At 73.5% G+C, this 23,362-nt stretch carries 24 protein-coding genes and 1 riboswitch; of the genes, 13 read left to right on the plus strand and 11 right to left on the minus strand.

Annotated features, from left to right (window positions below; genetic code table 11):
• Positions 1 to 51: 51 nt before the first annotated feature.
• Positions 52 to 1,848 (minus strand): AMP-dependent synthetase/ligase, encoded by a 1,797-nt coding sequence (locus tag KUM39_RS14580; protein ID WP_217786042.1) that lies wholly within the window; start codon positions 1,846 to 1,848, stop codon positions 52 to 54.
• Between the two features lie 310 nt (positions 1,849 to 2,158).
• Between KUM39_RS14580 and KUM39_RS14585 the strand changes: the two genes are divergently transcribed.
• The 6 genes from KUM39_RS14585 to KUM39_RS14610 all read left to right on the plus strand — a co-directional run bounded on the left by KUM39_RS14585 (position 2,159) and on the right by KUM39_RS14610 (position 7,174).
• Entirely contained in the window at positions 2,159 to 2,956 is a 798-nt protein-coding gene (locus KUM39_RS14585) for a metallophosphoesterase family protein (protein WP_217786043.1), read from the plus strand.
• Between the two features lie 137 nt (positions 2,957 to 3,093).
• Positions 3,094 to 3,534, plus strand: a complete 441-nt coding sequence (locus KUM39_RS14590) for an SRPBCC family protein (RefSeq protein WP_217786044.1) — start codon at positions 3,094 to 3,096, stop codon at positions 3,532 to 3,534.
• A 58-nt stretch (positions 3,535 to 3,592) separates the two neighbouring features.
• On the plus strand, positions 3,593 to 4,729 hold the full coding sequence (locus tag KUM39_RS14595) for an ArsA family ATPase (RefSeq protein WP_217786045.1): 1,137 nt from the start codon (positions 3,593 to 3,595) through the stop codon (positions 4,727 to 4,729).
• A 92-nt stretch (positions 4,730 to 4,821) separates the two neighbouring features.
• The gene (locus KUM39_RS14600; protein ID WP_217786046.1) at positions 4,822 to 5,313 is read left to right on the plus strand and encodes a DUF5304 domain-containing protein; all 492 of its coding nucleotides are present in this window, start codon (positions 4,822 to 4,824) and stop codon (positions 5,311 to 5,313) included.
• 67 nt (positions 5,314 to 5,380) lie between these two features.
• A complete protein-coding gene (locus tag KUM39_RS14605; protein ID WP_217786047.1) occupies positions 5,381 to 6,334 on the plus strand; it encodes an ROK family glucokinase in 954 nt (317 codons plus the stop codon).
• 90 nt (positions 6,335 to 6,424) lie between these two features.
• Positions 6,425 to 7,174 (plus strand): endonuclease/exonuclease/phosphatase family protein, encoded by a 750-nt coding sequence (locus KUM39_RS14610; protein WP_217786048.1) that lies wholly within the window; start codon positions 6,425 to 6,427, stop codon positions 7,172 to 7,174.
• 26 nt (positions 7,175 to 7,200) lie between these two features.
• On the opposite strand, the gene KUM39_RS14615 is transcribed toward KUM39_RS14610, so the two are convergent.
• Together KUM39_RS14615 and KUM39_RS14620 are read right to left on the minus strand one after the other, a co-directional pair.
• Positions 7,201 to 7,812, minus strand: a complete 612-nt coding sequence (locus KUM39_RS14615) for a hypothetical protein (protein WP_217786049.1) — start codon at positions 7,810 to 7,812, stop codon at positions 7,201 to 7,203.
• Positions 7,805 to 8,584: an alpha/beta hydrolase gene (locus KUM39_RS14620; RefSeq protein ID WP_217786050.1), complete on the minus strand. Its 780-nt coding sequence runs from the start codon at positions 8,582 to 8,584 to the stop codon at positions 7,805 to 7,807. The genes KUM39_RS14615 and KUM39_RS14620 overlap by 8 nt, the downstream gene beginning before the upstream one ends.
• Positions 8,585 to 8,780: 196 nt before the next feature.
• Between KUM39_RS14620 and KUM39_RS14625 the strand changes: the two genes are divergently transcribed.
• From KUM39_RS14625 to KUM39_RS14640, 4 genes are all read left to right on the plus strand, one after another.
• Complete coding sequence (locus KUM39_RS14625) at positions 8,781 to 9,551, plus strand: lysophospholipid acyltransferase family protein (protein ID WP_308288134.1); 771 nt, start codon at positions 8,781 to 8,783, stop codon at positions 9,549 to 9,551.
• A 38-nt stretch (positions 9,552 to 9,589) separates the two neighbouring features.
• Positions 9,590 to 10,819: a MacS family sensor histidine kinase gene (gene macS / locus KUM39_RS14630; RefSeq protein ID WP_217786051.1), complete on the plus strand. Its 1,230-nt coding sequence runs from the start codon at positions 9,590 to 9,592 to the stop codon at positions 10,817 to 10,819.
• Positions 10,816 to 11,526: a response regulator gene (locus tag KUM39_RS14635; RefSeq protein WP_217786052.1), complete on the plus strand. Its 711-nt coding sequence runs from the start codon at positions 10,816 to 10,818 to the stop codon at positions 11,524 to 11,526. Before macS ends, KUM39_RS14635 begins: the two co-directional genes overlap by 4 nt.
• A gap of 148 nt (positions 11,527 to 11,674) precedes the next feature.
• Positions 11,675 to 12,703, plus strand: coding sequence for a 6-phosphofructokinase (locus KUM39_RS14640; protein WP_217786053.1), 1,029 nt, complete (start codon positions 11,675 to 11,677; stop codon positions 12,701 to 12,703).
• 52 nt (positions 12,704 to 12,755) lie between these two features.
• Here the strand turns inward: KUM39_RS14640 and KUM39_RS14645 are convergent, their stop codons facing one another.
• Entirely contained in the window at positions 12,756 to 14,651 is a 1,896-nt protein-coding gene (locus KUM39_RS14645; protein ID WP_217786054.1) for an anthranilate synthase family protein, read from the minus strand.
• Positions 14,652 to 14,773: 122 nt separating this feature from the next.
• Positions 14,774 to 14,830 (minus strand): trp operon leader peptide, encoded by a 57-nt coding sequence (locus KUM39_RS28790; protein WP_372455761.1) that lies wholly within the window; start codon positions 14,828 to 14,830, stop codon positions 14,774 to 14,776.
• A 101-nt stretch (positions 14,831 to 14,931) separates the two neighbouring features.
• On the opposite strand from KUM39_RS28790, the gene KUM39_RS14655 reads away from it, so the two are divergent.
• Both KUM39_RS14655 and KUM39_RS14660 read left to right on the plus strand, forming a co-directional pair.
• Positions 14,932 to 16,284, plus strand: a complete 1,353-nt coding sequence (locus KUM39_RS14655; RefSeq protein ID WP_217786056.1) for a class II 3-deoxy-7-phosphoheptulonate synthase — start codon at positions 14,932 to 14,934, stop codon at positions 16,282 to 16,284.
• Between the two features lie 164 nt (positions 16,285 to 16,448).
• The gene (locus KUM39_RS14660) at positions 16,449 to 16,673 is read left to right on the plus strand and encodes a (2Fe-2S)-binding protein (protein ID WP_217786057.1); all 225 of its coding nucleotides are present in this window, start codon (positions 16,449 to 16,451) and stop codon (positions 16,671 to 16,673) included.
• 21 nt (positions 16,674 to 16,694) lie between these two features.
• Here KUM39_RS14660 and bfr read toward each other — a convergent pair whose 3' ends face one another.
• Complete coding sequence (gene bfr / locus KUM39_RS14665) at positions 16,695 to 17,213, minus strand: bacterioferritin (protein ID WP_217786058.1); 519 nt, start codon at positions 17,211 to 17,213, stop codon at positions 16,695 to 16,697.
• A 172-nt stretch (positions 17,214 to 17,385) separates the two neighbouring features.
• Between bfr and KUM39_RS14670 the strand changes: the two genes are divergently transcribed.
• On the plus strand, positions 17,386 to 18,018 hold the full coding sequence (locus KUM39_RS14670) for a sulfite oxidase-like oxidoreductase (RefSeq protein ID WP_217786059.1): 633 nt from the start codon (positions 17,386 to 17,388) through the stop codon (positions 18,016 to 18,018).
• Positions 18,019 to 18,070: 52 nt separating this feature from the next.
• Here KUM39_RS14670 and KUM39_RS14675 read toward each other — a convergent pair whose 3' ends face one another.
• The 5 genes from KUM39_RS14675 to thiO all read right to left on the minus strand — a co-directional run bounded on the left by KUM39_RS14675 (position 18,071) and on the right by thiO (position 23,244).
• Positions 18,071 to 18,940, minus strand: a complete 870-nt coding sequence (locus KUM39_RS14675; protein ID WP_308288137.1) for a deoxyribonuclease IV — start codon at positions 18,938 to 18,940, stop codon at positions 18,071 to 18,073.
• 91 nt (positions 18,941 to 19,031) lie between these two features.
• Positions 19,032 to 20,969: a Stk1 family PASTA domain-containing Ser/Thr kinase gene (pknB, locus tag KUM39_RS14680; protein ID WP_217786060.1), complete on the minus strand. Its 1,938-nt coding sequence runs from the start codon at positions 20,967 to 20,969 to the stop codon at positions 19,032 to 19,034.
• A 71-nt stretch (positions 20,970 to 21,040) separates the two neighbouring features.
• Positions 21,041 to 21,835: a thiazole synthase gene (locus KUM39_RS14685; protein ID WP_217786061.1), complete on the minus strand. Its 795-nt coding sequence runs from the start codon at positions 21,833 to 21,835 to the stop codon at positions 21,041 to 21,043.
• Between the two features lie 3 nt (positions 21,836 to 21,838).
• Positions 21,839 to 22,075: a sulfur carrier protein ThiS gene (gene thiS, locus KUM39_RS14690; protein ID WP_217786062.1), complete on the minus strand. Its 237-nt coding sequence runs from the start codon at positions 22,073 to 22,075 to the stop codon at positions 21,839 to 21,841.
• On the minus strand, positions 22,072 to 23,244 hold the full coding sequence (thiO, locus tag KUM39_RS14695) for a glycine oxidase ThiO (RefSeq protein ID WP_217786063.1): 1,173 nt from the start codon (positions 23,242 to 23,244) through the stop codon (positions 22,072 to 22,074). Before thiO ends, thiS begins: the two co-directional genes overlap by 4 nt.
• Positions 23,242 to 23,352: riboswitch (TPP riboswitch) on the minus strand. It overlaps the preceding gene by 3 nt.
• Positions 23,353 to 23,362 lie beyond the last annotated feature (10 nt).

The raw sequence follows: 23,362 nt of genomic DNA on the forward strand, positions 1-23,362 counted from the left end.
GCCAGGGGCGCGGGGAACTGCGCGACTGGGGGCAGCGCCCGTTCCGGGGGGCTACTTGGTGTAGAGCGCCTCGATCTCGGGGGCGTAGTCCTTGGTCACCACGTTCCGCTTGAGTTTGAGGGACGGGGTCAGGTGACCGGACTCCTCGGTGAACTGGGCGGGGAGGATACGGAACTTCCGGACGGACTCCGCCTTGGAGACCGCGGAGTTGCCGTCGTCCACGGCGGACTGGATCGCGGCGTGCAGATCGGGATCGTCGCGGAGGGACGCGGCCGTGGACCCGGCGGGCTTGCCGTGCTCGGCGGCCCACCGCCCGAGGAACTCCTCGTCGATGGTGACGAGGGCACCGACGAAGGGCCGCCCGTCACCGACGACCATGCACTCGGCGACGAGGGCGTGGGCGCGGATGCGGTCCTCGATCACCGCCGGGGCGACGTTCTTGCCGCCCGCCGTGACGATGATCTCCTTCTTGCGCCCGGTGATCCGCAGATACCCGTCCTCGTCCAGCGTCCCGATGTCCCCGGTGTGGAACCACCCGTCGGCCAGCGCCTCGGCGGTGGCGCCGGGGTTGTTCCAGTACTCCTTGAACAGGTGCTCCCCGTGCAGCAGCACCTCCCCGTCGTCCGCTATCCGGATGACGGAACCGGGCAGCGGCTGCCCCACCGTGCCGATCTTCTGCCGATCCCAGGGGTTGAACGCGGTCGCGGCACAGGACTCGGTGAGCCCGTACCCCTCCAGCACCGTGAACCCGATGCCCCGGAAGAAGTGTCCGAGCCGCTCGCCCAGCGGAGCCCCGCCGGAGATGGCGTACTCGCCCCGCCCGCCGAGCACCGCGCGCAACCTGCTGTAGACGACCTTGTCGAAGACCTTGTGCTTGAGGCGCAGCTTCAGCGAGGGCCCCGCCGGGGTGTCCAGCGCCCTGCTGTAGGCGATCGCGGTGTCGGCGGCCTTGTCGAAGACGGCACCCTTGCCGTCGGCCTGCGCCTTGGCGCGCGCGGAGTTGTAGACCTTCTCGAAGACCCGCGGGACACCGAGGATCAGCGTCGGCCGGAACGAGGCCAGCTCGTCGGTGAGGTTCTTGATGTCGGGGACGGTGCCCAGTTTGATCGGCGCCATCATCGGCGCGACCTGCACCAGCCGCCCGAAGACATGCGCGAGCGGCAGGAACAGCAGCACCGAGCACTCGCCGGTGCGGAACAGCGGACGCAGCCGCTCCACCACGTTCCCGCACTCCGCGAAGAACGCACGGTGGGTGAGGACGCACCCCTTGGGGCGTCCGGTCGTCCCGCTGGTGTAGACGATGGTCGCGGGGTCGTCCGCGCGGGCCAGCGAGCCGCGCTCCTCGACCGTCGCGTCCGAGACGTCCTGTCCGAGCCGGGCCAGCTCGTCGAGGCCGCCCGCCTCGATCTGCCACACGTGCTTCAGCGCGGGCAGCGACTCCCGTACGGAGTCCACGGCGGCGGCGTGCGCGTCCAGCTCCACGAAACAGGCGGTCGCGCCCGAGTCGGAGAGAATCCAGCGCACCTGCTCCGGCGAACTCGTCTCGTACACCGGCACGGTCACCGCGCCCGCGCTCCAGATGGCGAAGTCCAGCAGGGTCCACTCGTAGCGCGTCCGGGACATCAGCCCGACCCGGTCGCCCGGCTGCACCCCGGCGGCGACGATCCCCTTGGCGGCGGTGTGCACCTCCGCGAGGAACCGCCGCGCGGTGACGTCCTGCCAGGCACCGCCCACCTTGCGGGCGATGACGGCGACATCGGGATGCTGCGCGGCGTTTCTCCGGACGATGTCGGTCAGGTTGCCGTCCGCGGGGACCTCGTACAAAGCCGGAAGGCTGAACTCGCGCAAGACTGCTGCTCCTCATAGGGCGCCGGCGCCACGACACTGTGTGATGCGACGGTGTGGTCCAAGGCTCGGGCAGTGCTCCGTACGCCGGGTTCCGCTGACGGACACCGACGTGCCGGAGCACGACTGGACGGGCCGGACGTTACCCGCCGGTATGGCGTCTACGACAGGGGGGCCGGTCGAGATGTTCGCCGCGTCACACAGGATGACTCTCCTTCGCAGACAGTAGTCCACACCCCCTCCGACCGGCGAGTAACCGCAGGCCACGACCCCGACTGTTCACGCGGACCGCACACGCCTACCCTTGATCGCCATGTCACCCTCACGCCCCGTCGGCCGTCGGCACCGGGTCCACGTGGTCAGCGACGTGCACGGCAACGCACGCGACCTCGCGCGGGCCGGTGAGGGCGCGGACGCGCTGATCTGCCTCGGCGACCTCGTCCTGTTCCTGGACTACCACGACCACGCGCGCGGCATCTTCCCCGACCTGTTCGGCAAGGAGAACGCCGACCGTCTCGTGGAATTCCGCACCGCCCGCCGCTTCGACGAGGCCCGCGCCTTCGGTGCCCGGCTCTGGGCCGACCTCGGCGAGGACCACGGCAACGCGATCCGGCGCGGGGTGCGGAGGCAGTACGCCGAACTCTTCGCCGCCTTCCCCACCCCCACGTACGCCACCTACGGCAACGTGGACATGCCCGACCTGTGGCCCGAGTACGTCCGCCCCGGCACCACCGTCCTCGACGGACAGCGCGCCGAGATCGGCGGCCTCGTCTTCGGCTTCGTCGGCGGCGGCCTCACCACCGCCATGCGCACCCCCTACGAGGTCACCGACGAGGAGTACGCGGCGAAGATCGAGGCCCTCGGCGAGGTGGACGTGCTCTGCACCCACATCCCGCCCGAGGTCCCCGAGCTGGTCTACGACACCGTCGCGCGCCGCTTCGAACGCGGCAGCCGCGCCCTGCTGGACGCCATCCGCCGCACCCGGCCCCGCTACTCCCTCTTCGGCCACGTCCACCAGCCGCTCGCCCGCCGGATGCGGATCGGCGCCACCGAGTGCGTCAACGTCGGCCACTTCGCCGCCACCGGCACGCCCTGGGCGCTGGAGTGGTGAGCACCCCGGCCCGCCCGGTTCCGCGGGGACGGGGTGGAGGCGGGCGTCCGGCGGCGCGGTAGCCTTCACGCTGCACGGACGTGCGCGGCCCGCGCATGTCGCAGACCCACCGGCCCGCTTCTGGAGGAGCCACCGCGATGGCGGAACACACCAGTTCGAGCATCACGATCGAAGCGGCACCGGCCGACGTCATGGCGGTCATCGCCGACTTCACCCGCTACCCGGACTGGACCGGCGAGGTCAAGGAGGCCGAGGTGCTGGCCGCCGACGACCGGGGCCGCGCGGAGCAGGTCCGCCTCGTCATGGACGCCGGTGCCATCAAGGACGACCAGACCCTCGCCTACACCTGGTCCGGTGAGCACGAGGTGTCCTGGACCCTCGTCAAGTCCCAGATGCTCCGCTCACTCGACGGCTCGTACCTCCTCACCCCCACCGGCACCGGGGCGACCGAGGTCACGTACCGGCTCACCGTGGACGTCAAGATCCCCATGCTCGGCATGATCAAGCGCAAGGCGGAGAAGGTCATCATCGACCGCGCGCTGGCGGGCCTGAAGAAGCGCGTCGAGACCGGCGGCTGACCTCCGGAGCATCCCGGCCCGCCCGCGCGGCGGGTCCGCTCCGTTACCGTTCACCCTCATGCGCACCCTCCTGATCGCGGGGCCCGGCGGCGGTGGCCGCAGCACGGTCGCCGCCGCGACCGCCCTGCGTGCCGCGGCCGACGGCACCCGCACCCTGCTGCTGAGTGCCGACCGCGCGGACACACCGGCCGGGCCCGCCGCGAACCTCACCGTCCGGCGCCCCGACCCCGCCGAGGAGTTCCGGTCCGACCTCGCCGCCTTCCAGGACCGCGCGGGCACCGTCCTCGACCTGCTCGGCGCCGCCCGCCTGGACGGCGAGGAGATCACCCCGCTGCCCGGCGCCGCCGAACTGACCCTGCTGCGCGCCCTGCGGGACGCGGCCCTCTCCGAGCGGTACGACCTGCTCGTGGTGGACCTGCCCCCGCTGCCCGACGCGCTCGCGCTGCTCGCGCTCCCCGACGAACTCCGCCGTTATCTGCGCCGCCTGCTGCCGCCCGAACGGCAGGCCGCCCGCGCGCTGCGCCCGGTCCTCGGCCGCCTCGCGGGCGTCCCCATGCCCGCCGAGTGGCTCTACGAGACGGCGGCCCGCTGGGACGTCGAACTCGCCGCCGTGGCCGCCGTCCTCGCCGACCGCGGCACCTCCGTACGGCTCGTCGCGGAACCCGGCCCGGCGGGCGCCGACGCCGTGCGCACCGCCGCCCTCGGCCTCGCCCTGCGCGGGCTGCCGGTGGACGACGTGATCGCCAACCGGGTGCTGCCCGACACCACCGCCGATCCCTGGCTCGCCGGACTCGCCGCCCAGCAGCGCAAGACGCTCGCCGAGTGGCAGGAGCCGTACCGGGTACGGACCGTGGCGCACCTCGGGCGCGACCCGCAGGGCCCCGACGACCTGGCCGCGCTCGCCGTGCCCGCCGTCAACCCCGCGCCCGACCCGGTCGAGTGGCCCGTCACCGACGCGCTCGCCGAGGACGGCGTCCTCGTCTGGCACATTCCGCTGCCCGGCGCGATACGGGACGAACTCGACCTGATCCGGCGCGGCGACGAACTCGTCGTCGGCGTGGGCCCGTTCCGCCGGATCGTCCCCCTGCCCTCCGCGCTGCGCCGCTGCACGGTGGCGGGCGCCGGGCTGCGCGACGGCGGACTCCGGATCAGGTTCGCCCCGGACCCGGAGCTGTGGCCGGGCGGCGGACGCTGAACGGCGTACCCCCGTTCGGGTAACGTCGTAGGGGCGAACCGTGTCCGGGGAGCCCGCGCAGTACGGGGCTCCGCGTAGTTGAGGAGTCCGCCATGAGCGATGAGCGTCCCGCACCCGGTCCCTCCGAGGACGCCCCGCACGCGGCCGACGCCGACGCCTGGGCCACCGCCTGCGCCGAGGACCTCGCCGCCGAGAAGGCCCGCCGCCGGGCCCGGCACACCCCGCCGCCCGGCACCGCCGCCGACGAGCTGCGCCGCCTGATGGACGGCGTGGCCGACCGGCTCGCCGGGCTCCAGTCCCCGTTCCTCCAGGCCGTCGCCGGACCCGCCGCCCAGCAGGCGGTCCGGCAGGCCGTGCGGCAGGCCAGGGCCGCCGTCGAACCGGTGGTCGAACGCAACCCCGAGATCTTCGACCACCTCGCCGCGGCGGGTTCCGAACTCCTCGCCGCCTACCGCACGGCCGTCCAGGGACAGGAGCGCCGCTGGACCGCCGGGGACACCGGGAACACCCCGGGGACCGGCCCCGGCCCCGACGACGGACCCGACCCCGCCGGCGGCCCCGGCGAGCGCATCGACCTGGACTGACGCCTTTCCGGCGCGGGGCCTCGGGTACGGTTGGCCGTAGCGGGGCTCGACCGGAACTGAGGGATTCATGGGACTCACCATCGGCGTCGATATCGGCGGCACCAAGATCGCGGCCGGAGTGGTGGACGAGGAAGGCGCCATCCTCTCCACCTTCACGGTGCCCACCCCCACCACGCCCGAGGCCATCGTGGACGCCATCGCCTCCTCGGTGGAGGGCGCGCGCGCCGGGCACGAGATCGTCGGCGTCGGCATCGGCGCCGCCGGTTACGTCAACCGGCAGCGCTCCACGGTGTACTTCGCGCCGAACATCGACTGGCGCCAGGAACCGCTCAAGGAGAAGGTCGAGGCCCGTACGGGGCTGCCGGTCGTCGTGGAGAACGACGCCAACGCCGCCGCCTGGGGCGAGTACAAGTTCGGTGCGGGCAAGGGGCATCGCAACGTCATCTGCATCACGCTCGGCACCGGGCTCGGCGGCGGCATCATCATCGGCAACAAGCTGCGTCGGGGGCACTTCGGCGTCGCCGCCGAGTTCGGGCACATCCGGATGGTGCCGGACGGGCTGATGTGCGGCTGCGGCAGCCAGGGCTGCTGGGAGCAGTACGCCTCCGGGCGCGCCCTCGTCCGCTACGCCAAGCAGCGGGCCAACGCGACGCCCGAGCACGCCGAGGTGCTGCTCGCGCTCGGTGACGGCACGCCCGACGGCATCGAGGGCAAGCACATCTCGATGGCCGCCCGGCAGGGCGACCCGGTCGCGGTGGACTCCTACCGTGAGCTGGCCCGCTGGGCCGGGGCCGGTCTCGCCGACCTCGCCTCCCTCTTCGACCCCTCCGCCTTCATCGTCGGCGGCGGCCTCTCCGACGAGGGCGAACTCGTCCTCGACCCCATCCGCAAGTCCTACAAGCGCTGGCTGGTCGGCGGCAACTGGCGCCCCGTCGCCGACGTCATCGCCGCCCAGCTCGGCAACAAGGCGGGCATGGTCGGCGCGGCGGACCTGGCCCGCGAACCGGACCCGGTCATGTAGCTCGGCTCACCGAGAAGGGGGGCGCGGTGTTCGCCGCGCCCCCCTTCTTCTCTCTGCCCGCCGAAGCCCGGGGCACCGTACATTGACCGTATGGCAACCCCTCCGCTTACCAACTCCCGGACGGAACCGGACGGTTCCCCCACGGTCCGGGTGCTGACGTACAACATCCGCTCGATGCGCGACGACACGACGGCACTGGCGAGGATCGTCACCGCGTGCGCACCGGACCTGGTGCTGATCCAGGAGGCCCCCCGCTTCTTCCGGTGGCGCAAGAAGCTCGCGCGGCTGGCCGCGGAGACCGGCCAGGTGATCCTCACGGGCGGCGGGACCGCGGCGGGCCCCGCGATCCTGTGCGGTCTGCGCGCCACGGTGGAGCGGACGGAGGACGTCCTCCTGCCGCTCACCCCCGGCCTGCACCGCAGGGGCCTGGCCACGGCGGTGGTCCGCTTCGGGGCGGCCCGCGTGGGCGTGGTCAGCACCCACCTCAGCCTGAACGCGGCCGAACGCCGCACCCACGGCGAGCTGCTGATGGACCGTGTCACCGCCCTCGGCACCGAGCACGTGATCGTCGGCGGCGACCTCAACGAACGCCCCGAGGGCCCGGTGTTCCGGCAGCTCGCCACCCGCCTCCAGGACTGCCGTACGACGGCCCCCTGGGGCGGCGACCTCACCTCGCCCGCGCACGCGCCCCGGCAGCGCATCGACGCGGTCTTCGCCAGCAAGGGCATCGAGGTCCTCGGCGCGGGCGTCCCCCTGGACCTGCCCGGCGTCACCGGGGACGACCTGAGGGCGGCCACGGACCATCTCCCGGTCCTGGCCGCCCTCAGAATCCCCGTGTAGCACGCGTCCCGCGCGGGCGCGGGCGGTCAGACCACCGCGCCGCGCCCCGGATCGTCGTCCTCGTCCTCGTCGGTCCGCATCCGCGTCACCAGCGTGACGAAGCCGCCGAGGAAGCCGCCGACCCCGGCGAGCGCCAGCCACCACGTCATGTCCCAGCCGAGCACCACCGCGAGGAGCAGCAGCACGGGCCCGCCGACGACACCGAGCCAGGCGAACTTGGCGGTGGTGTCGGCCTCGGGCAGCGGCGGCGGCTCGGGCGGCTCGAAGTGGCCCTCGTCGTCCTCGTCGAAGTCGTCGTCCGAGGGTTCCGGCGCGCTGTGGTCGCGCGGCCCGACACCGGGTGCGAACGCGACCGAGCTGCCCAGCGGCCGTGCCGTACGGGGCGGTTCGTCAGCGTCGTCCGAGGCGCCGGGGGAGCCCGGAGCACCGGGCGCGCCCGGCGCGTCGGAGCCGCTCGCGGGCAGATCCCGCTCGGGCAGCGCGAGATCGGTCACCGGACGGAACGGGCGGGCGCCCGGCGGGTCCGGCGGTTCCTCGCCGTACCCCGCGACGATCGCCTGCCAGGCGGCCTTCTCGTCGAAGGGCACACCCTGCTCTTCCGGCTCGCGGTCCTCGCGGTCGGAGTCGTGCTCAGCCAACTGCGGCCGTCCCTTCCTTGCCGACACGGGGTGCGAGCCGGCCGATGAAGGCGAGGCTCTCCTCGAAGATCCGGTCCGCGTCGTGGTCCAACGTCGCCACGTGGTAACTCTGTTCCAGCACGATCTCCGACACGTCCGCCGACGACACCCGGCTCAGCACCCGGGCCGAATCGGCGGCCGGGACCACGTGGTCCACCGCGCTGCGCAGCAGCAGCAGCGGCTGGGTGACGCCCGGCAGCTCGGTGTCCACCCGGCTCAGGAACCGCCGCAGCGAGTGCGCCGCGTGCAGCGGCACCCTGTCGTACCCCAGCTCCTCGCCGCCGCCCCTGGCGATGTCGCTGGCGATGCCCCTGGTGGACGGGATCAGGTGCCGGGCCACCGGCAGGGCGTGCGCGGCGAGACCGTGCACCTTGTTCGCCGGGTTGACGACGATCACCCCGGCGACCCGGTCGCCGTGCAGCGCGGCCAGCCGCAGCGCCAGCGCGCCGCCCATCGACAGCCCGGCGACGAACACGGTGGAACAGCGGTCGGCGAGCTGCCGCAGCTCGCGGTCCACCGCGGCGTACCAGTCCTGCCAGCCGGTGCGCTGGAGGTCCCGCCAGCGGGTGCCGTGGCCCGGCAGCAGCGGCAGGGACACGGTGAGGCCGTGCGCCGCGAGGTGCTCCGCCCAGGGGCGCAGCGACTGGGGCGAGCCGGTGAAACCGTGGCAGAGGAGCACCCCCACCTCACCGCCCTCGTGGCGGTACGGCTCGGCTCCGGGGACAACCGGCACCTTGCGGGCTCCTGTTCCTGTCGGGGTCGCCCCGTCGCCCGGCGCCGAGGAGGCGTGCGCTGCGGGCGGACGTACGGCGGACGTACGGGCGGATGTGGTTCACCGTACGCGACCGCACTGACACCGACCAGGGTCGTCGGGCTCATTGGGGGCACTCCGGGTTAAGGTCTGACCGACGCGAACGAGAGGCACACGGGTGTTGTACGGCACGATGAAGGTCGCCATCGGGGCTCCGCTGCGGGTCGCCTTCCGGCCCTGGGTCGAGGGTCTGGAGCACATTCCGGCCGAGGGGCCCGCGATCCTGGCGAGCAATCACCTGTCCTTCTCGGACTCGTTCTTCCTGCCGATCGTCCTGGACCGCAAGGTCACGTTCATCGCCAAGGCCGAATACTTCACCACCCCCGGAGTCAAGGGCAGGCTGACGGCCGCCTTCTTCAAGGGCGTGGGCCAGCTCCCGGTGGACCGCTCCGGCGCGCGCGGCGCGGGCGAGGCGGCCATCAGGTCGGGCATAGAGGTGCTGGAGCGCGGCGAGCTGTTCGGCATCTACCCCGAGGGCACCCGTTCGCCCGACGGCCGTCTCTACCGGGGCAAGCCCGGCGGCCTGGCCCGCGTCGCGCTGGCCACCGGCGCCCCGGTGATCCCGGTGGCGATGATCGACACCGAGAAGATCCAGCCGCCCGGCAAGGTGATGCCCAAGCTGATGCGGCCCGGCATCCGGATCGGCGAGCCGCTGGACTTCTCCCGCTACCAGGGCATGGAGCACGACCGCTTCGTCCTGCGGGCGGTGACCGACGAGGTCATGTACGAGATCATGAAGCTCTCCGGCCAGGAGTACGTGGACATCTACGCCACCGCCGCCAAGCGCCAGATCGCGGACGCGGCGAAGGCCGAGAAGGAAGCGCAGAAGGCCGACAGGGCCCAGGCGGAGCAGGCGGAGCAGGCGGAGCGGGCCGACCGGCCGGAGTAGCGGCCGGGGGGCCGGGGGAGCAGGGGGAGGCGGGGGCCGTGCCCAAGCGCGTACGCGTCATGCGCATGTCCGTGGAGCTGCCGCTGTGGCGGGCGCTCGCCGGATACCGCGTGCTCACCATGCTCTACGCCATCGGGCTGAGCGCCGTCGTCTGGGACCGGCTGCACCGCCCGTGGATCGCCGCCGCCTACTACGCCGTCCTGGTGGTGTGGACGCTCGCCACCCTGCCCCGCGTCTCCAGCGCCGCGAGCTGCACCCGGCGGTTCCTGGCCGCCGACCTGACCGTCGCCGTCGGCGGCATCCTGCTGACCCCGCTGGTGGACGCCCCCGAGCGGATCGCGTCCGGGGGGCCGACGCTGCCGTCGATCTGGACGGCGGGCTCGGTGCTGGCCTTCGCCATCAAGGGCGGCTGGCGCTGGGCCGCCGTGGGCTCCACGGCCGTCGCCGCCGCCAACCTCGTCGAGCGCGGCGCCCCCGCCCTGGACACCCTGCACAACGTGGCCCTCGTCTGGGTCGCCACCCTCGCCATCGGCTACGTCGTCCAGGTCGCCCGCGCCTCCGAGCGCACCCTCGCCCGCGCCCTGGAGATCGAGGCCGCGACCCGCGAACGCGAGCGCCTGGCGCGGGACATCCACGACAGCGTCCTCCAGGTGCTGGCGATGGTGCAGCGGCGCGGCGCGGTCATCGGCGGTGAGGCGGCCGAGCTGGGCCGGATGGCGGGGGAGCAGGAGGCCGCGCTGCGCACCCTGGTCTCCGGCGGGCTGCTCCCGGTGTCCCGCCTCTCCGAGGACGCCGAGGCGGGCGCCTTCGTACGGGAGCTGGACGAGCCCGACGAGGAGCCCGGCGACGGGCCGGTTGACCTGCGGACGCTGCTCGCGCCACGGGTCGGGGCGCGGGTGAGCCTGGCCGAGCCGGGCGCCCCGGTGCCGCTGCCCGCGCCGGTCGCCCGTGAGCTGGCCGCCGCCGTCGGCGCCGCGCTGGACAACGTACGCGGGCACGCCGGGCCGGAGGCGCGGGCCTGGATTCTCGTGGAGGACGAGCCGGACGCGGTGGTCGTGACCGTACGGGACGACGGCCCCGGCATCCCCGAGGGGCGGCTCGCCCACGCGGAGAGCGAGGGCCGCCTCGGCGTGGCCCAGTCCATCCGGGGGCGGCTGCGCGACCTCGGCGGCACCGCCGAGCTGATCTCGGTGCCCGGCCAGGGCACCGAAGTGGAACTGAAGGTACCCAGGGGCGCCCCGGCGCCGGGCGGGAGGGAACGGCGATGAGCACGGGCGGCGAGGGCACGAACGGCACGGACGGCACGGCGGCGGAGCCGGTCCGGGTGATGGTGGTGGACGACCACCCGATGTGGCGGGACGCGGTCTCCCGCGACCTGGACGAGGCCGGGTTCGACGTGGTCGCCACGGCGGGCGACGGTGAGCAGGCGGTCCGCCGGGCCCGGGCCGTCGCCCCGCAGGTCATGGTGCTCGACCTCAACCTGCCCGCCAAGCCCGGCGTCCAGGTGTGCCGCGAGGTGATCGCCCACGACCCGTCCCTGCGGGTCCTGGTGCTGTCCGCGAGCGGTGAGCACGCGGACGTGCTGGAGGCGGTGAAGTCCGGGGCCACCGGCTACCTGGTGAAGTCCGCCTCGACCGCCGAGCTGCTGGACGCGGTGCGCCGTACGGCGGCCGGGGACCCGGTGTTCACCCCCGGCCTCGCCGGGCTGGTCCTGGGGGAGTACCGGCGGCTGGCCGCCGAGCCCGCCCCCGCCCCGGACGCCGGGGAGCCCGGCGCGCCCCGGCTGACCGACCGGGAGACCGAGGTGCTCCGCCTGGTCGCCAAGGGCCTCGGCTACAAGCAGATCGCCGAACGCCTGGTCATCTCGCACCGCACGGTCCAGAACCACGTGCAGAACACCCTCGGCAAGCTCCAGCTGCACAACCGGGTGGAACTGGTCCGCTACGCCATCGAGCGCGGCCTCGACGACGACTGAGGACGACGACCGAGGACGAGGGCGGAGGAGGGCGACCGGGGAAGTCGGCCGATTTCCCCGAAACCGGCCCCGCGCACCGCTCGCCGTGTGACCCGCATCACCCTTACCGTGAGTGAGCGTCAGGCAACCGCGGCGAAAGGACGTTTCCATGCGGGTCGGAGTGCTCACCGGAGGCGGCGACTGCCCCGGACTCAACGCCGTCATCCGGGCCGTCGTCCGCAAGGGCACCCAGGAGTACGGCTACGACTTCACCGGTTTCCGGGACGGCTGGCGCGGCCCCCTCGAAGGCGTCACCGTCCGCCTCGACATCCCGGCCGTACGGGGCATCCTGCCCCGCGGCGGCACCATCCTCGGCTCCTCGCGCACCAACCCCCTCAAACAGCAGGACGGCGCCCGCCGCGTCCGGGAGAACCTGGCCGAACTGGGCGTGGACGCGCTGATCGCCATCGGCGGCGAGGACACCCTCGGCGTCGCCGGGCGGCTGTACGAGGAGTACGGCATCCCCTGCGTCGGCGTGCCCAAGACCATCGACAACGACCTGTCCGCCACCGACTACACCTTCGGCTTCGACACCGCCGTCAACATCGCCACCGAGGCCATCGACCGCCTGCACACCACCGCCGAGTCCCACATGCGGGTCCTGGTCTGCGAGGTCATGGGACGGCACGCCGGCTGGATCGCCCTGCACTCCGGGCTCGCGGGCGGCGCGAACGTCATCCTCATCCCCGAGCAGCGCTTCGACGTCGATCAGGTGTGCGCCTGGGTCACCTCGCGGTTCCGGGCCTCGTACGCCCCGATCGTGGTCGTCGCCGAGGGGGCGATGCCCAGGGACGGGGACGTGCACCTCAAGGACGGCACGCTGGACTCGTTCGGGCATGTGCGGCTGTCGGGGATCGGGGAGTGGCTGGCCAAGGAGATCGAACGGCGCACCGGCCGCGAGGCCCGCACCACCGTGCTCGGCCACATCCAGCGCGGCGGCACCCCCAGCGCCTTCGACCGCTGGCTCGCCACCCGGTTCGGCCTGCACGCCATCGACTGCGTCCGGGACGGCGACTGGGGCGCGATGGTCGCCCTGCGCGGCACCGACATCGTCCGCGTCCCCATCACGGAGGCCACCGCCCGCCTCAAGACGGTGGACCCCGCGCTGTACGAGGAGGCGGGCGTCTTCTTCGGCTGACCCGCCACCGCGGCCGTGCCCCGAGGTGTCCGGGGCACGGCCGCCGCACCCCTCAACCGCGCGCCCGCGCCCCCGTCCGCACCCCCTCGACCAGCTCCCGCAGCAGCTCCGCGCCGTTCAGGGTCAGCACGGACTCCGGGTGGAACTGCACCCCCGCGAACCCCGGTCCGCGCAGCGCGTGCACCTCGCCGTCCGCCGCGCGGGCCACCTCCACGCCGTGGGCGGCCAGCTCGCGGGCCGCGTCGTCGTCGCAGCGCGCGGTGAAGCTGTTGTAGAAGCCGACCGTCTCCGGCCGCCCGAACAGGTCCACCACCGTCTGCGCCCCCTGGTACGGCACCCGCTTGCGGACGACGTCCAGGCCCAGTTCCGCCGCGATCAGCTCGTGCCCCAGGCACACCCCGAGCACCCCCTGCCGGTGCCCGGCGATCACCTCGGCGGCCAGCGCCCGCAGGAACCGCATCTTCGGGTCCGCCGGGTCCGAGGGGTCACCCGGACCCGGCCCCAGCACCACCGGGCCCGCGTGCGCCCGCACCGCCTCCCGCAGCCCCGGCGCGTCGAAGCGCCGTACCGTCACCTCCAGACCGCCCGAGCGCAGCACGTGCGCCAGCATCGCGGTGAAGGTGTCCTCGCCGTCCACCACCAGGGCGTGCCCGTCCACCGCCGACGGCCGCTCCCGCATCCGCAGCCAGAACGGCGCGAGTGCCGCCCGCCGCCCGTCCAGCGCGGCCCGCACCCGGGGGTCGCCGTCCAGCCGGGGCCGCTCCCGCTCCGCCGCCGGACGGCCGGGGCGCACCCCCAGCGCGGCCAGCACGCCCGCCGCCTTCGCGTGCGTCTCGGCCACCTCGCCCGCCGGGTCCGAGCCGCGCACCAGGGTCGCCCCGACCGGCACCCGGAGCGTTCCGTCCGCGTCGATGTCGGCGGTGCGGATCAGGATCGGGGAGTCCAGCGTCTGCGCGCCCCCGGCGTCCCGGCCCAGCAGGGCCAGCGCGCCCGCGTAGTAGCCGCGCCCGCCGTCCGGCTCGTACCGCTCGATCACCCGGCACGCGTTCTGCACCGGCGAACCGGTCACCGTCGCCGCGAACATCGTGTCCCGCAGCACCTCCCGCGCGTCCAGCGTGGACCGGCCGCGCAACTCGTACTCGGTGTGCGCGAGGTGGGCCATCTCCTTCAGCCGGGGCCCGACGACCACCCCGCCCATGTCGCAGGCGGTGCACATCATCTTCAGCTCCTCGTCCACCACCATGCTCAGCTCCTCGCGCTCCTTGGCGTCGGCGAGGAAACCGAGCAGGTGTTCCGGGGTGGGCCCGCCCTCGGGATAGCGGTACGTCCCGCTGATGGGGTTCATCACCACCGTCCCGCCGGACATCCGGACGTGCGCCTCCGGGCTCGCCCCGACCAGCGTGCGTTCCCCGGTGTGCACGACGAACGTCCAGTAGGCGCCCCGCTCGCCCGCCAGCAGCCGCCGGAACAGCGCGAGCGCGTCCCGTCGGGAGAACCCCTCGATCCGGCCCCGGTAGGTCCGCCGGATCACGAAGTTCGCGCCCTCGCCCCGCCCGATCTCGTCCCGCAGCACCCGCCGCACGATCGCGCCGTACGCCTCGTCGTCCACGTCGAAGCCGCCGCCCTCGACCCGCACCGCCCGGTCCTCCAGCGCGGCCAGAGCGGTGGCCGCCGGGATCTCGTACGACTCCTCGGGCTCCAGCACCAGCAGCGGGGTGCCGTCGTCGCGGACGTCGAAACCGCGCTCGCGGATCTGCCGGAACGGCACCAGCGCGAGCCCGCCGTCCGGCAGCTCGGCCAGCCGCTCGCGGACGGAGACCGGGCCGGTCAGTACCTCCACCGGGTGATCGTCCCGGCCCGGCAGGCGCCGGTGGAGCAGGGCGAAGGGGCGGTCGTCGTCGGCCAGCCGTGCCAGCCGTTGTGCCGGGTGCTGCTCTGCCAGTCGCATGGGCGGGGTCCTCTTCCGTTTGCCGGGGTGGGAGCGCGGAAGTCACCGGACGGGAGGAACAGCCCCGGAAAACGCCGAAGGCCGCCTCTCGGGCGGCCTTCGCGGAGTGTGGATACGCGCAGTCAGCGGGCCGCCGGGGGAGCGGTCCACCACCAGTTCAGGAGCGACGGCACGTACATGAGGCCGACCCTACCGCAGTCCGCGTCCACAGGGTGACCGCCGCGTCTCACCAGTCGGTCCGGGTCAAGAGACGGCGATGCGACCCCGTAAGGTTTGAGAGGTGACCGTGAACGCTAAGACCGGCCCCGGCGCCGACAACACCTGGCGAGACCTGCCCGCGGCGCAGCAGCCCGAGTACCCCGACACCGAGGCTCTGCGCGCAGTGATCGCGGACCTCGCGTCGTATCCGCCGCTCGTCTTCGCGGGCGAGTGCGACCAGCTGCGCGCCCGGATGGCGGCCGTCGCCAGGGGAGAGGCGTTCCTCCTCCAGGGCGGCGACTGCGCCGAGGCGTTCGACGGCGTCTCCGCCGACCACATCCGCAACAAGCTCAAGACCCTGCTCCAGATGGGCGCGGTGCTCACCTACGCGGCCTCGGTGCCGGTGGTGAAGGTCGGCCGGATCGCCGGTCAGTACTCCAAGCCCCGCTCCAAGCCGATGGAGACCCGCGACGGCGTCACCCTGCCCGTCTACCGGGGCGACTCGGTCAACGGGTTCGACTTCACCGAGTCCTCCCGCATCCCGGACCCCGAGCGGCTCAAGCGGATGTACCACGCCTCCGCCTCCACGCTGAACCTGGTCCGCGCCTTCACCACCGGCGGTTACGCCGACCTGCGCCAGGTGCACGCCTGGAACCAGGACTTCGTGCGCTCCTCGCCCTCCGGCCAGCGCTACGAGCAGCTCGCCCGCGAGATCGACAGCGCGCTGAACTTCATGCGGGCCTGCGGCACCGACCCGGAGGAGTTCAAGACCGTCGAGTTCTTCTCCTCGCACGAGGCGCTGCTGCTCGACTACGAGTCGGCGCTCACCCGTGTGGACTCCCGCACCGGACAGCTCTACGACGTCTCCGGGCACATGGTGTGGATCGGCGAGCGCACCCGGCAGCTCGACGGGGCGCACATCGAGTTCGCCTCCCGCATCCGCAACCCGATCGGCATCAAGCTCGGCCCGACGACCACCGTCGAGGACGCGCTCGCCTACATCGACCGGCTCGACCCCGAGCGGGAGCCGGGGCGGCTGACCTTCATCGTCCGGATGGGCGCCGACAAGGTCCGCGACAAGCTGCCCGAGCTGGTGGAGAAGGTCACCGCGTCCGGCGCCACCGTGGCCTGGGTGACCGACCCGATGCACGGCAACACCTTCGAGGCGGCCTCCGGGCACAAGACCCGCCGCTTCGACGACGTACTGGACGAGGTCAAGGGCTTCTTCGAGGTCCACAAGGCGCTCGGCACCCACCCCGGCGGCATCCACGTCGAGCTGACCGGCGACGACGTCACCGAGTGCGTGGGCGGCGGCGACGAGATCTTCGTGGACGACCTGCACCAGCGCTACGAGACGGCCTGCGACCCCCGCCTCAACCGCAGCCAGTCCCTGGACCTGGCGTTCCTGGTGGCGGAGATGTACCGGGACCAGTGAACCGGCCGCTCCGGGCGCACCGGGGCCCCGAGCACGCGGATGGGGTGCGGATCACAGACGATCCGCGCCCCGTACCGCTTTTCCGGACCCCGCCCGCTGGGTAAGGTTAGGTTTGCCTCACCGAGATACGGAGGGGTGAGCGACCCCCTCGGGAGGTGACCCGCGTGTACGTCTGCAGTTGTTTCGGCGTGACCGAGGCGCAGGTCAGGCAGCATGCCGAGGACGGCGCCTGCACACCCCGCCAGATCGCCTCGGCCTGCAAGGCCGGTACCGACTGCGGCGGCTGCGTGCGGCGCATCCAGGCACTGCTCGGCCGGGGCGCCTGCCCCCGCCGCGAACTGATCGAGCGCCGCCCGCCCGTGCTGGCCCGGCTGGACGACGCCGCCTGAGCGCCCCCGCCCGGTGGGCCGCTAGTGGGTGGAGAAACCGCCCGTGCCCGGTCCCGAGGCGTCCGGCTGGCTCTGGTCGATGACCGTCGAGAGGTAGAGCGCCTCGCCCAGCTTGTCCACGAGTTCGAGCTGCGTGTCCAGGTAGTCGATGTGGTGCTCCTCGTCGGCCAGGATCGCCTCGAAGATGTTCGCCGACGTGATGTCGTTCTTCTCGCGCATCAGCTCGATGCCCCGGCGCAGCCGGTCGATCGCCTCCACCTCGACCTGCCGGTCGGCGCGGAACATCTCCGTCACCGTCTGGCCCACCGACACGTGGAACAGGCGCTGGTAGTTCGGCAGCCCGTCCAGTAGCAGGATGCGGTCGGTCAGGATCTCCGCGTGCCGCATCTCGTCGAACGACTCGGCGCGGGTGTAGGCCGCGAGCTTGGTCCAGCCCTTGTGGTCCTGCAGTTTGGCGTGCAGGAAGTACTGGTTGATGGCGGTGAGTTCGGCGGTGAGCTGCTCGTTGAGCATCTCGATGATCTCGGGGTCGCCCTGCATGCGAAGGCTCCTTACGGGCACCTGATGGCGGTCGATGGCGCCCGCATGATTGCACTGCACGCGAAGATCGTCCAGTAAGTCAAGACTTACCGCCAATGTGCGTCCTGCGGTGAGTTGTCCGCTTGGTCGTGGGGTGGTCGGGAGATGCCCCGAGTTCTGTCAGGATGGAGACATGGGGCATCCGGTGGAGCGCGAGTCGGGATTCGCGGCGACGTCAGAGCTTCCGCCGGGGCAGCGGCTCCAGCGCGGCTGGCCGGTCACCCACTACGGCCCGGTGCCCAGATTCCGTCCCGAACGCTGGGACTTCCGGGTGTTCGGCGCCACCGCCGACGGCGGCAAACACGCCTGGACCCACGAGGAGTTCACCGCACTCCCGCACGCCTCGGTCGTCGCTGACCTGCACTGCGTGACCAAGTTCAGCATGACCGGCGCCGAGTGGGGCGGTGTCCCCGCCCGCGCCGTCCTCGCCCTCGCCCCGCCCGCGCCCGACGTCACCCACGTCATGGTCTGGGCGGAGTACGGCTTCAGCGCCAACCTGCGGCTCGCCGACTTCACCACCGACCGCACGATCTTCGCCACCCACAAGGACGGCGAACTCCTCACCGCCGAACACGGCTTCCCGGTCCGCCTGGTCGTCCCGCACCTCTACGCCTGGAAGGGGCCCAAGTGGGTCCGGGGCGTGGAGTACATGACCGCCGACCGGCGCGGCTTCTGGGAGGAACGCGGCTACCACAACGTGGGCGATCCGTGGCGGGAGCAGCGGTACTCCTACCAGGAGGGACCGGAGGACGGGCCGGGTCTCTGAACCCGTGACCCCGGGGCCGTCCGGCGGCGGGGCTCGTCGGCGGCGCGGTCGCTCAGCCGTCCCGGAGCCGCTTCAGCCGGGCCACGTCCGCCGCGTGCCCCTCCCTGCCGCCCGGTGTCTCGATGACCAGCGGGACGCCCTCGGTCGCGGGATGCGTCATCAGCGCCCGGAACGGGTCCTCCCCGATGTGCCCGGCGCCGATGTTCTCGTGCCGGTCCTTGTGCGCGCCCGCCACGTCCTTGGAGTCGTTGGCGTGGATCAGCTTCAGCCGCCCCTCGCCCACCGTCTCCACCAGCAGATCCAGCGTCCGGTGCATGCCGTGCGTCCCGGTCAGGTCGTGCCCGGCGGCGAACACGTGGCAGGTGTCCAGGCAGACGCCCAGCTTCGGGTGGGCGTCCAGGGCGTCGAAGTACGGCCCGAAGTCCCAGGTCCGCGAGCACAGTGAGGCGCCCTGCCCGGCCGTGGACTCCAGCAGCAGGAACGGGTCGTCGTCGTGGGTCAGCTCCTCCAGCAGCGGCAGCAGACGCGCCCGCACCTGCTTGAGGGCCACCTCGCGGTCCCGGCCGCCGGTCGCGCTGCCGGTGTGCACCACCACCCCGAGCGCCCCGATCTCCCGGCCGCGCCGCAGCGAGTGCCGCAGCGACTCCACCGACCTGTCCACCGTCGCCTCGGTGTGCGAGCCGAAGTTGATCAGATACGGCGCGTGCACGTACGCCGGGACCGCGCGCTCGGCGCACTCCGCGCGGAACGCCTCGTCCTGGCGCGGGTTGCCCGCCGGGGTGGCCCAGCCGCGCGGGTTGGCGACGAACACCTGCACCGTCTCCGCGTCCAGCTCACGGGCGTACGACAGGCCGACGGAGTGCAGACCACCGGCCACCGGGACGTGACCGCCGACCGGGTTCCGGGAGATCCCGGCCGGGATCCGGGGACGTTCGGCGGGGTGGCCGGCCGGGGTGCGGGGGCGCTCGATGCTCACCCGTCCAGGGTGTCACGCCGGACACCCCGCCCCGGCCTCAGCGGATGGTGAGCGTGATCACCGAGCCCCTGGGCGCCCGGTCGCCCCCGGCCGGGGACTGCCGCTTCACGGTGTCCCCGAAGAGACCGAACAGCCCCCGGTCCTCCTTGACCTCGAAGCCCGCGTCCTTCAGCTTCCGCTCCGCGTCGTCCACGTCCGAACCGGTCACCTCCGGGACGTCCACCAGCTCCGGACCCTTCGACAAGGTCAGCGTCACCGTGTCGCCCTCGGCCGCCTCCGCGTCGCCCGCCGGGCTCTGCCGGGCCACCTGGCCCGCGTCGGCGTCCGCGTTCACCCGCTCCGGCGCGACGACGACCTTCAGCCCCTCGTCCGCCAGCTCCTTCCGGGCGTCCGCCAGATCCTCACCGGTCACGTCCGGCACGTCCACCCGCGCGCCCTTGCTCACCTTCAGCGCGATGGCCGAGCCCGCGTGCCGCTCCGTACCGGCCGCCGGGTCGGTGCCGATCACCTGGTCCCGGTCCACGTCGTCGCTGAACTCCCGGCTCACCATGCCCGGTTCGAACCCGGCGGCCTTCAGCCGCTGCCGTGCCTCGGTGAGCGCGAGCCCGCCCAGGTCCGGGACCTTCACGATCTCCGGTCCGCGCGACACGACCAGCGTCACCGAGCCGTTGCCCCGAATCCGGGCCCCGGCCGCCGGGTCGGTGCTGATCACCGTGCCGCGCGCTGCCGTGTCGCTGAACTCCCGGCGTGTCTGCCGCACCCCGAGCCCGGTGTCCGCCAGCCGCGCCCGCGCCTGCTCCTCGGACCGCCCCAGCACCGGCGGGACCTTCGTGAACTGGCCCGAGTTGATGTACCAGACGCCCGCCCCGAGACCGAGCGCCACCAGCACCGCCACCACCAGCGTCAGCACCCCGCGCCGGGGCGCCCGCCGCCGGGCGGCCGGTGGCACCGGGCCGCTCTCCAGCAGGCTGGTGTGGAGCACACCCGTCCGTGCCTCGTCCGGCCCGCCCGGCTCGTTCACCGGCAGCGGGCGGGGCACGGTCGGCGAGCGCGGGATCACGCTCGTCCGGTCCTCCGCGTTGTCGTGCCCGGCGGCCAGCGCCTGCGGGGGTACGGCGTCCAGCTGCTCCGGGGTGAGCGTGGCGCGCGCCGCGAGGACCGCGCCGAGCAGCGCCGCCGCGTCCGCCGGGCGGATCTCCGGGTTCCGCGCCGTCGCCGCCGCGACCAGCTCGTCCAGCGCGTACGGCAGACCCGGCACCAGCGCGGAGGGCGGGGGCACGTCCTCGTGCACGTGCTGGAAGAGAATCCGCGCCGCCGACTCGCCCGTGTGCGGCTTGCCGCCGGTCAGCGTCTCGTACAGCACGACACCGCACGCGTACACGTCCACCCGCGCGTCCGAGCCGCCCCGCTCGATCTGCTCCGGGGCGAGGTACGACACGGTGCCCAGCACCGCGCCGGTGGTGGCGGTCGCCGCGTCCACCGAGCGGACCAGCCCGAAGTCGGCGACCTTCACCCGGCCGTCGTCCCCTATCAGCACGTTCTCCGGCTTCATGTCCCGGTGCACGAAACCCGCCCGGTGCGCGGCGCCCAGCGCGGCCAGCACCGGTTCCAGGATGTCCAGCGCGGCCCTCGGCTGGAGCGCGCCGCGCTCGCGCAGCACGTCCCGCAGGGTGCAGCCCGCGATGTACTCCATCGCCAGATAGACGTACGACCCGTCGGCGCCCTGGTCGAAGACCTGCACCACGTTCGGGTGCGCCAGCCGCGCCACCGACTTCGCCTCCCGGATGAACCGGTCCACGAAGGAGCGGTCCGCCGCCAGTGCCGGGTGCATCACCTTGAGCGCCAGCACCCGGTCCAGCCGGGTGTCCACCGCCCGGTACACCGTCGCCATCCCCCCCATCGCGATCCGTGCCTTGACGCGATACCTGCCGTCGAGCACCTTTCCGACGAGGGGGTCCTGAAGGGTCGTGTCCACCCACCGAGTCTAAGAGCGCCCGCGGACCACTCGTCCCGCTTGCAGCAGACCTGTGACGCACCCCCGGGCTGTCAGAAGGCCGGGTGCTCCGGGTTCAGGGCGGCCAGACCCGACGCGGGGGAGGAGGGTTCGGCGTAGTGGTGGCGGGGGATTCGGCCGGACCGGTGGGCCAGACGACCCGCGATCGTCGCGTGGCGCATCGCCGCGGCCATCTGTTCCGGGCGCTGGGCGCGGGTGACGGCGGAGGCCAGCATGACGGCGGCGCAGCCGAGTTCCAGGGCGAGGGCGACGTCGGAGGCCGTACCGGCGCCCGCGTCGAGGATGACCGGGACGCTCGCGCGCTCGACGATGAGCTGGAAGTTGTGCGGGTTGCGGATGCCGAGGCCGGAGCCGATGGGGGAGCCGAGGGGCATGACGGCGGCGCAGCCGAGGTCTTCGAGGCGCCGGGCGAGGACGGGGTCGTCGTTGGTGTAGGGGAGGACGGTGAAGCCGTCGTCCACGAGGATCTCCGCCGCGTCGAGGAGTTCCACCGGGTCCGGCAGCAGGGTCCGCTCGTCGGCGACGACCTCCAGCTTGACCAGGCTCGTACCGAGCGCCTCCCGCGCCAGCCGGGCGGTGAGCACCGCCTCGCCCGCCGTGAAGCAGCCCGCGGTGTTGGGCAGGACCCGGATGCCGAGCCGCTCCAGCACGGAGAGGACGGAGCCGTGCGTACCGGGGTCGATGCGCCGCATGGCCACCGTGGTCAGCTCGGTGCCGGAGGCGACAAGAGCGCGTTCCAGCACGTCGAGGCTGGGGGCGCCGCCGGTGCCCATGATCAGCCGGGAGTTCAGCGTCAGCCCGCCCAGGACGAAGGGATCGTCGGCCACGGTTCAGCCCCCCTGCACGGCGGTGAGGACCTCGACCCGGTCGCCGTCGGCGAGCGCGGTACCGGCCCAGCGCGAGCGCGGTACGACGGTCTCGTTGACGGCGGCGGCCACCCCGGAGGGCGCGGCGGTCAGGGTGCGGACCACGGCGTCCAGCGCGGTGCCCGGCGCGAGCCGCCGGAGCCGCCCGTTCACGGACACGGCGACCGCCGCGCCGGGTGAGTCGGTACCCGTGGTGGTCATGCGTGCTGCTCCTGACGTGCGGCGGGGCGTGCGGTACGGAAGCGCTCCGGGGCGAACGGGCGGGCCACGGCGGGGACGGCGCCCCCGGCCAGCGTCTCGGCCATCACGTCCCCGGTGACCGGCGTCAGCAGCACCCCGTTGCGATGGTGGCCGGTGGCGAGCAGCAGCCCGTCCAGGCCGGACGGCCCGAGCAGCGGGGCGTTGTCGGGCGAGCCGGGACGCAGCCCCGCGCGGGTCTCGGTGAGCGGCAGCTCGGTGATGCCGGGCAGCAGCGCGTGGGCGTCGCGCAGCAGCTCGTACACGCCCCCGGCGGTGACCGTGGTGTCGAAGCCCTGCTCCTCGCTGGTCGCGCCGATCACCAGCTCGCCGTTCTCGCGCGGCACCAGATAGACGCCGCTGCCGCGCACCACGGCCCGCACGGTCCGGCTGAGGAAGGGCGCGTACCGGGCGGGCACGGTGAGCCGCAGCACCTGGCCCTTCACCGGGCGGACCGGGGGCCGCACCTCCTCCGGGACTCCGTCCAGGAGCGCGCTGAACGCGCCGCCCGCCAGCACCACCTGCCCGGCGCCGGGCGCGGACCCGTCCGCGAGGGTCAGCCCGGTGGCCCGGCCGCCGCGCACGTCGAGGCGCTCGGCGCGCGCCCGGTGGAAGGCGACCCCGGCCCGCTCGCAGGCGGTGAGCAGCGCGGTGGCCAGCCGCCGGGGGTCGATCTGGTGGTCGCCGTCCACCCGGAGCCCGCCGCGCACACCGGGCGCCAGCATCGGTTCGAGCCGTCGGCACTCCCGGCCGGTCAGCCAGTCGGCGTCCAGCCCGCAGCGGAGCTGGAGGGCGTGCAGTTCGCGCAGGTCGGCGCGGTCGTCGGCGTCGAGGGCGACGGCCAGGGTGCCGCAGCGGCGGTATCCGAGATCCTGCCCGGAGACCTCGGCCAGCTCGGCGGCGAAGGCCGGGTAGCGGCGGGCCGACTCCAGGTTGAGGGCGAGGAGGCGTTCCTCGCCGTGGTGCAGTTCGGTGACGGCGGCCAGCATCCCGGCGGCGACCCGCGCGGCCCCGCCGCCCGGCTCGGGGTCCACCACGGCCACGGCGAGCCCGCGCCGCGCGCTCCGCCAGGCCGTGACCAGACCGATGATCCCGCCTCCGACCACGAGGACGTCGTACGTACGTGACGGCATGGGCGTCCAGCCCCTCCCTTCGCCGGCATGACCCGGATCAGGTTCGTACGGTCGGAGGCCGCCAGCCTCCCTCTCAGCCCGGTGCGCCGGGCTCCCGCGAGTGCGTGTACGCCCGCCA

This window comes from Streptomyces corallincola (assembly GCF_019104725.1).
Classification (GTDB): domain Bacteria; phylum Actinomycetota; class Actinomycetes; order Streptomycetales; family Streptomycetaceae; genus Streptomyces; species Streptomyces corallincola.

What these genes read in the sequence shown, in the direction of transcription:
- KUM39_RS14640 (WP_217786053.1), top strand. Translation starts at nt 11,675, where the DNA reads ATGCGGGTCGGAGTGCTCACCGGAGGCGGCGACTGCCCCGGACTCAAC.
- bfr (WP_217786058.1), bottom strand. Translation starts at nt 17,213, where the DNA reads ATGCAGGGCGACCCCGAGATCATCGAGATGCTCAACGAGCAGCTCACC.
- KUM39_RS14595 (WP_217786045.1), top strand. Translation starts at nt 3,593, where the DNA reads ATGCGCACCCTCCTGATCGCGGGGCCCGGCGGCGGTGGCCGCAGCACG.
- KUM39_RS14610 (WP_217786048.1), top strand. Translation starts at nt 6,425, where the DNA reads ATGGCAACCCCTCCGCTTACCAACTCCCGGACGGAACCGGACGGTTCC.
- KUM39_RS14605 (WP_217786047.1), top strand. Translation starts at nt 5,381, where the DNA reads ATGGGACTCACCATCGGCGTCGATATCGGCGGCACCAAGATCGCGGCC.
- KUM39_RS14585 (WP_217786043.1), top strand. Translation starts at nt 2,159, where the DNA reads ATGTCACCCTCACGCCCCGTCGGCCGTCGGCACCGGGTCCACGTGGTC.
- KUM39_RS14645 (WP_217786054.1), bottom strand. Translation starts at nt 14,651, where the DNA reads ATGCGACTGGCAGAGCAGCACCCGGCACAACGGCTGGCACGGCTGGCC.
- thiO (WP_217786063.1), bottom strand. Translation starts at nt 23,244, where the DNA reads ATGCCGTCACGTACGTACGACGTCCTCGTGGTCGGAGGCGGGATCATC.
- thiS (WP_217786062.1), bottom strand. Translation starts at nt 22,075, where the DNA reads ATGACCACCACGGGTACCGACTCACCCGGCGCGGCGGTCGCCGTGTCC.
- KUM39_RS14590 (WP_217786044.1), top strand. Translation starts at nt 3,094, where the DNA reads ATGGCGGAACACACCAGTTCGAGCATCACGATCGAAGCGGCACCGGCC.
- KUM39_RS14635 (WP_217786052.1), top strand. Translation starts at nt 10,816, where the DNA reads ATGAGCACGGGCGGCGAGGGCACGAACGGCACGGACGGCACGGCGGCG.
- KUM39_RS14670 (WP_217786059.1), top strand. Translation starts at nt 17,386, where the DNA reads ATGGGGCATCCGGTGGAGCGCGAGTCGGGATTCGCGGCGACGTCAGAG.
- KUM39_RS14600 (WP_217786046.1), top strand. Translation starts at nt 4,822, where the DNA reads ATGAGCGATGAGCGTCCCGCACCCGGTCCCTCCGAGGACGCCCCGCAC.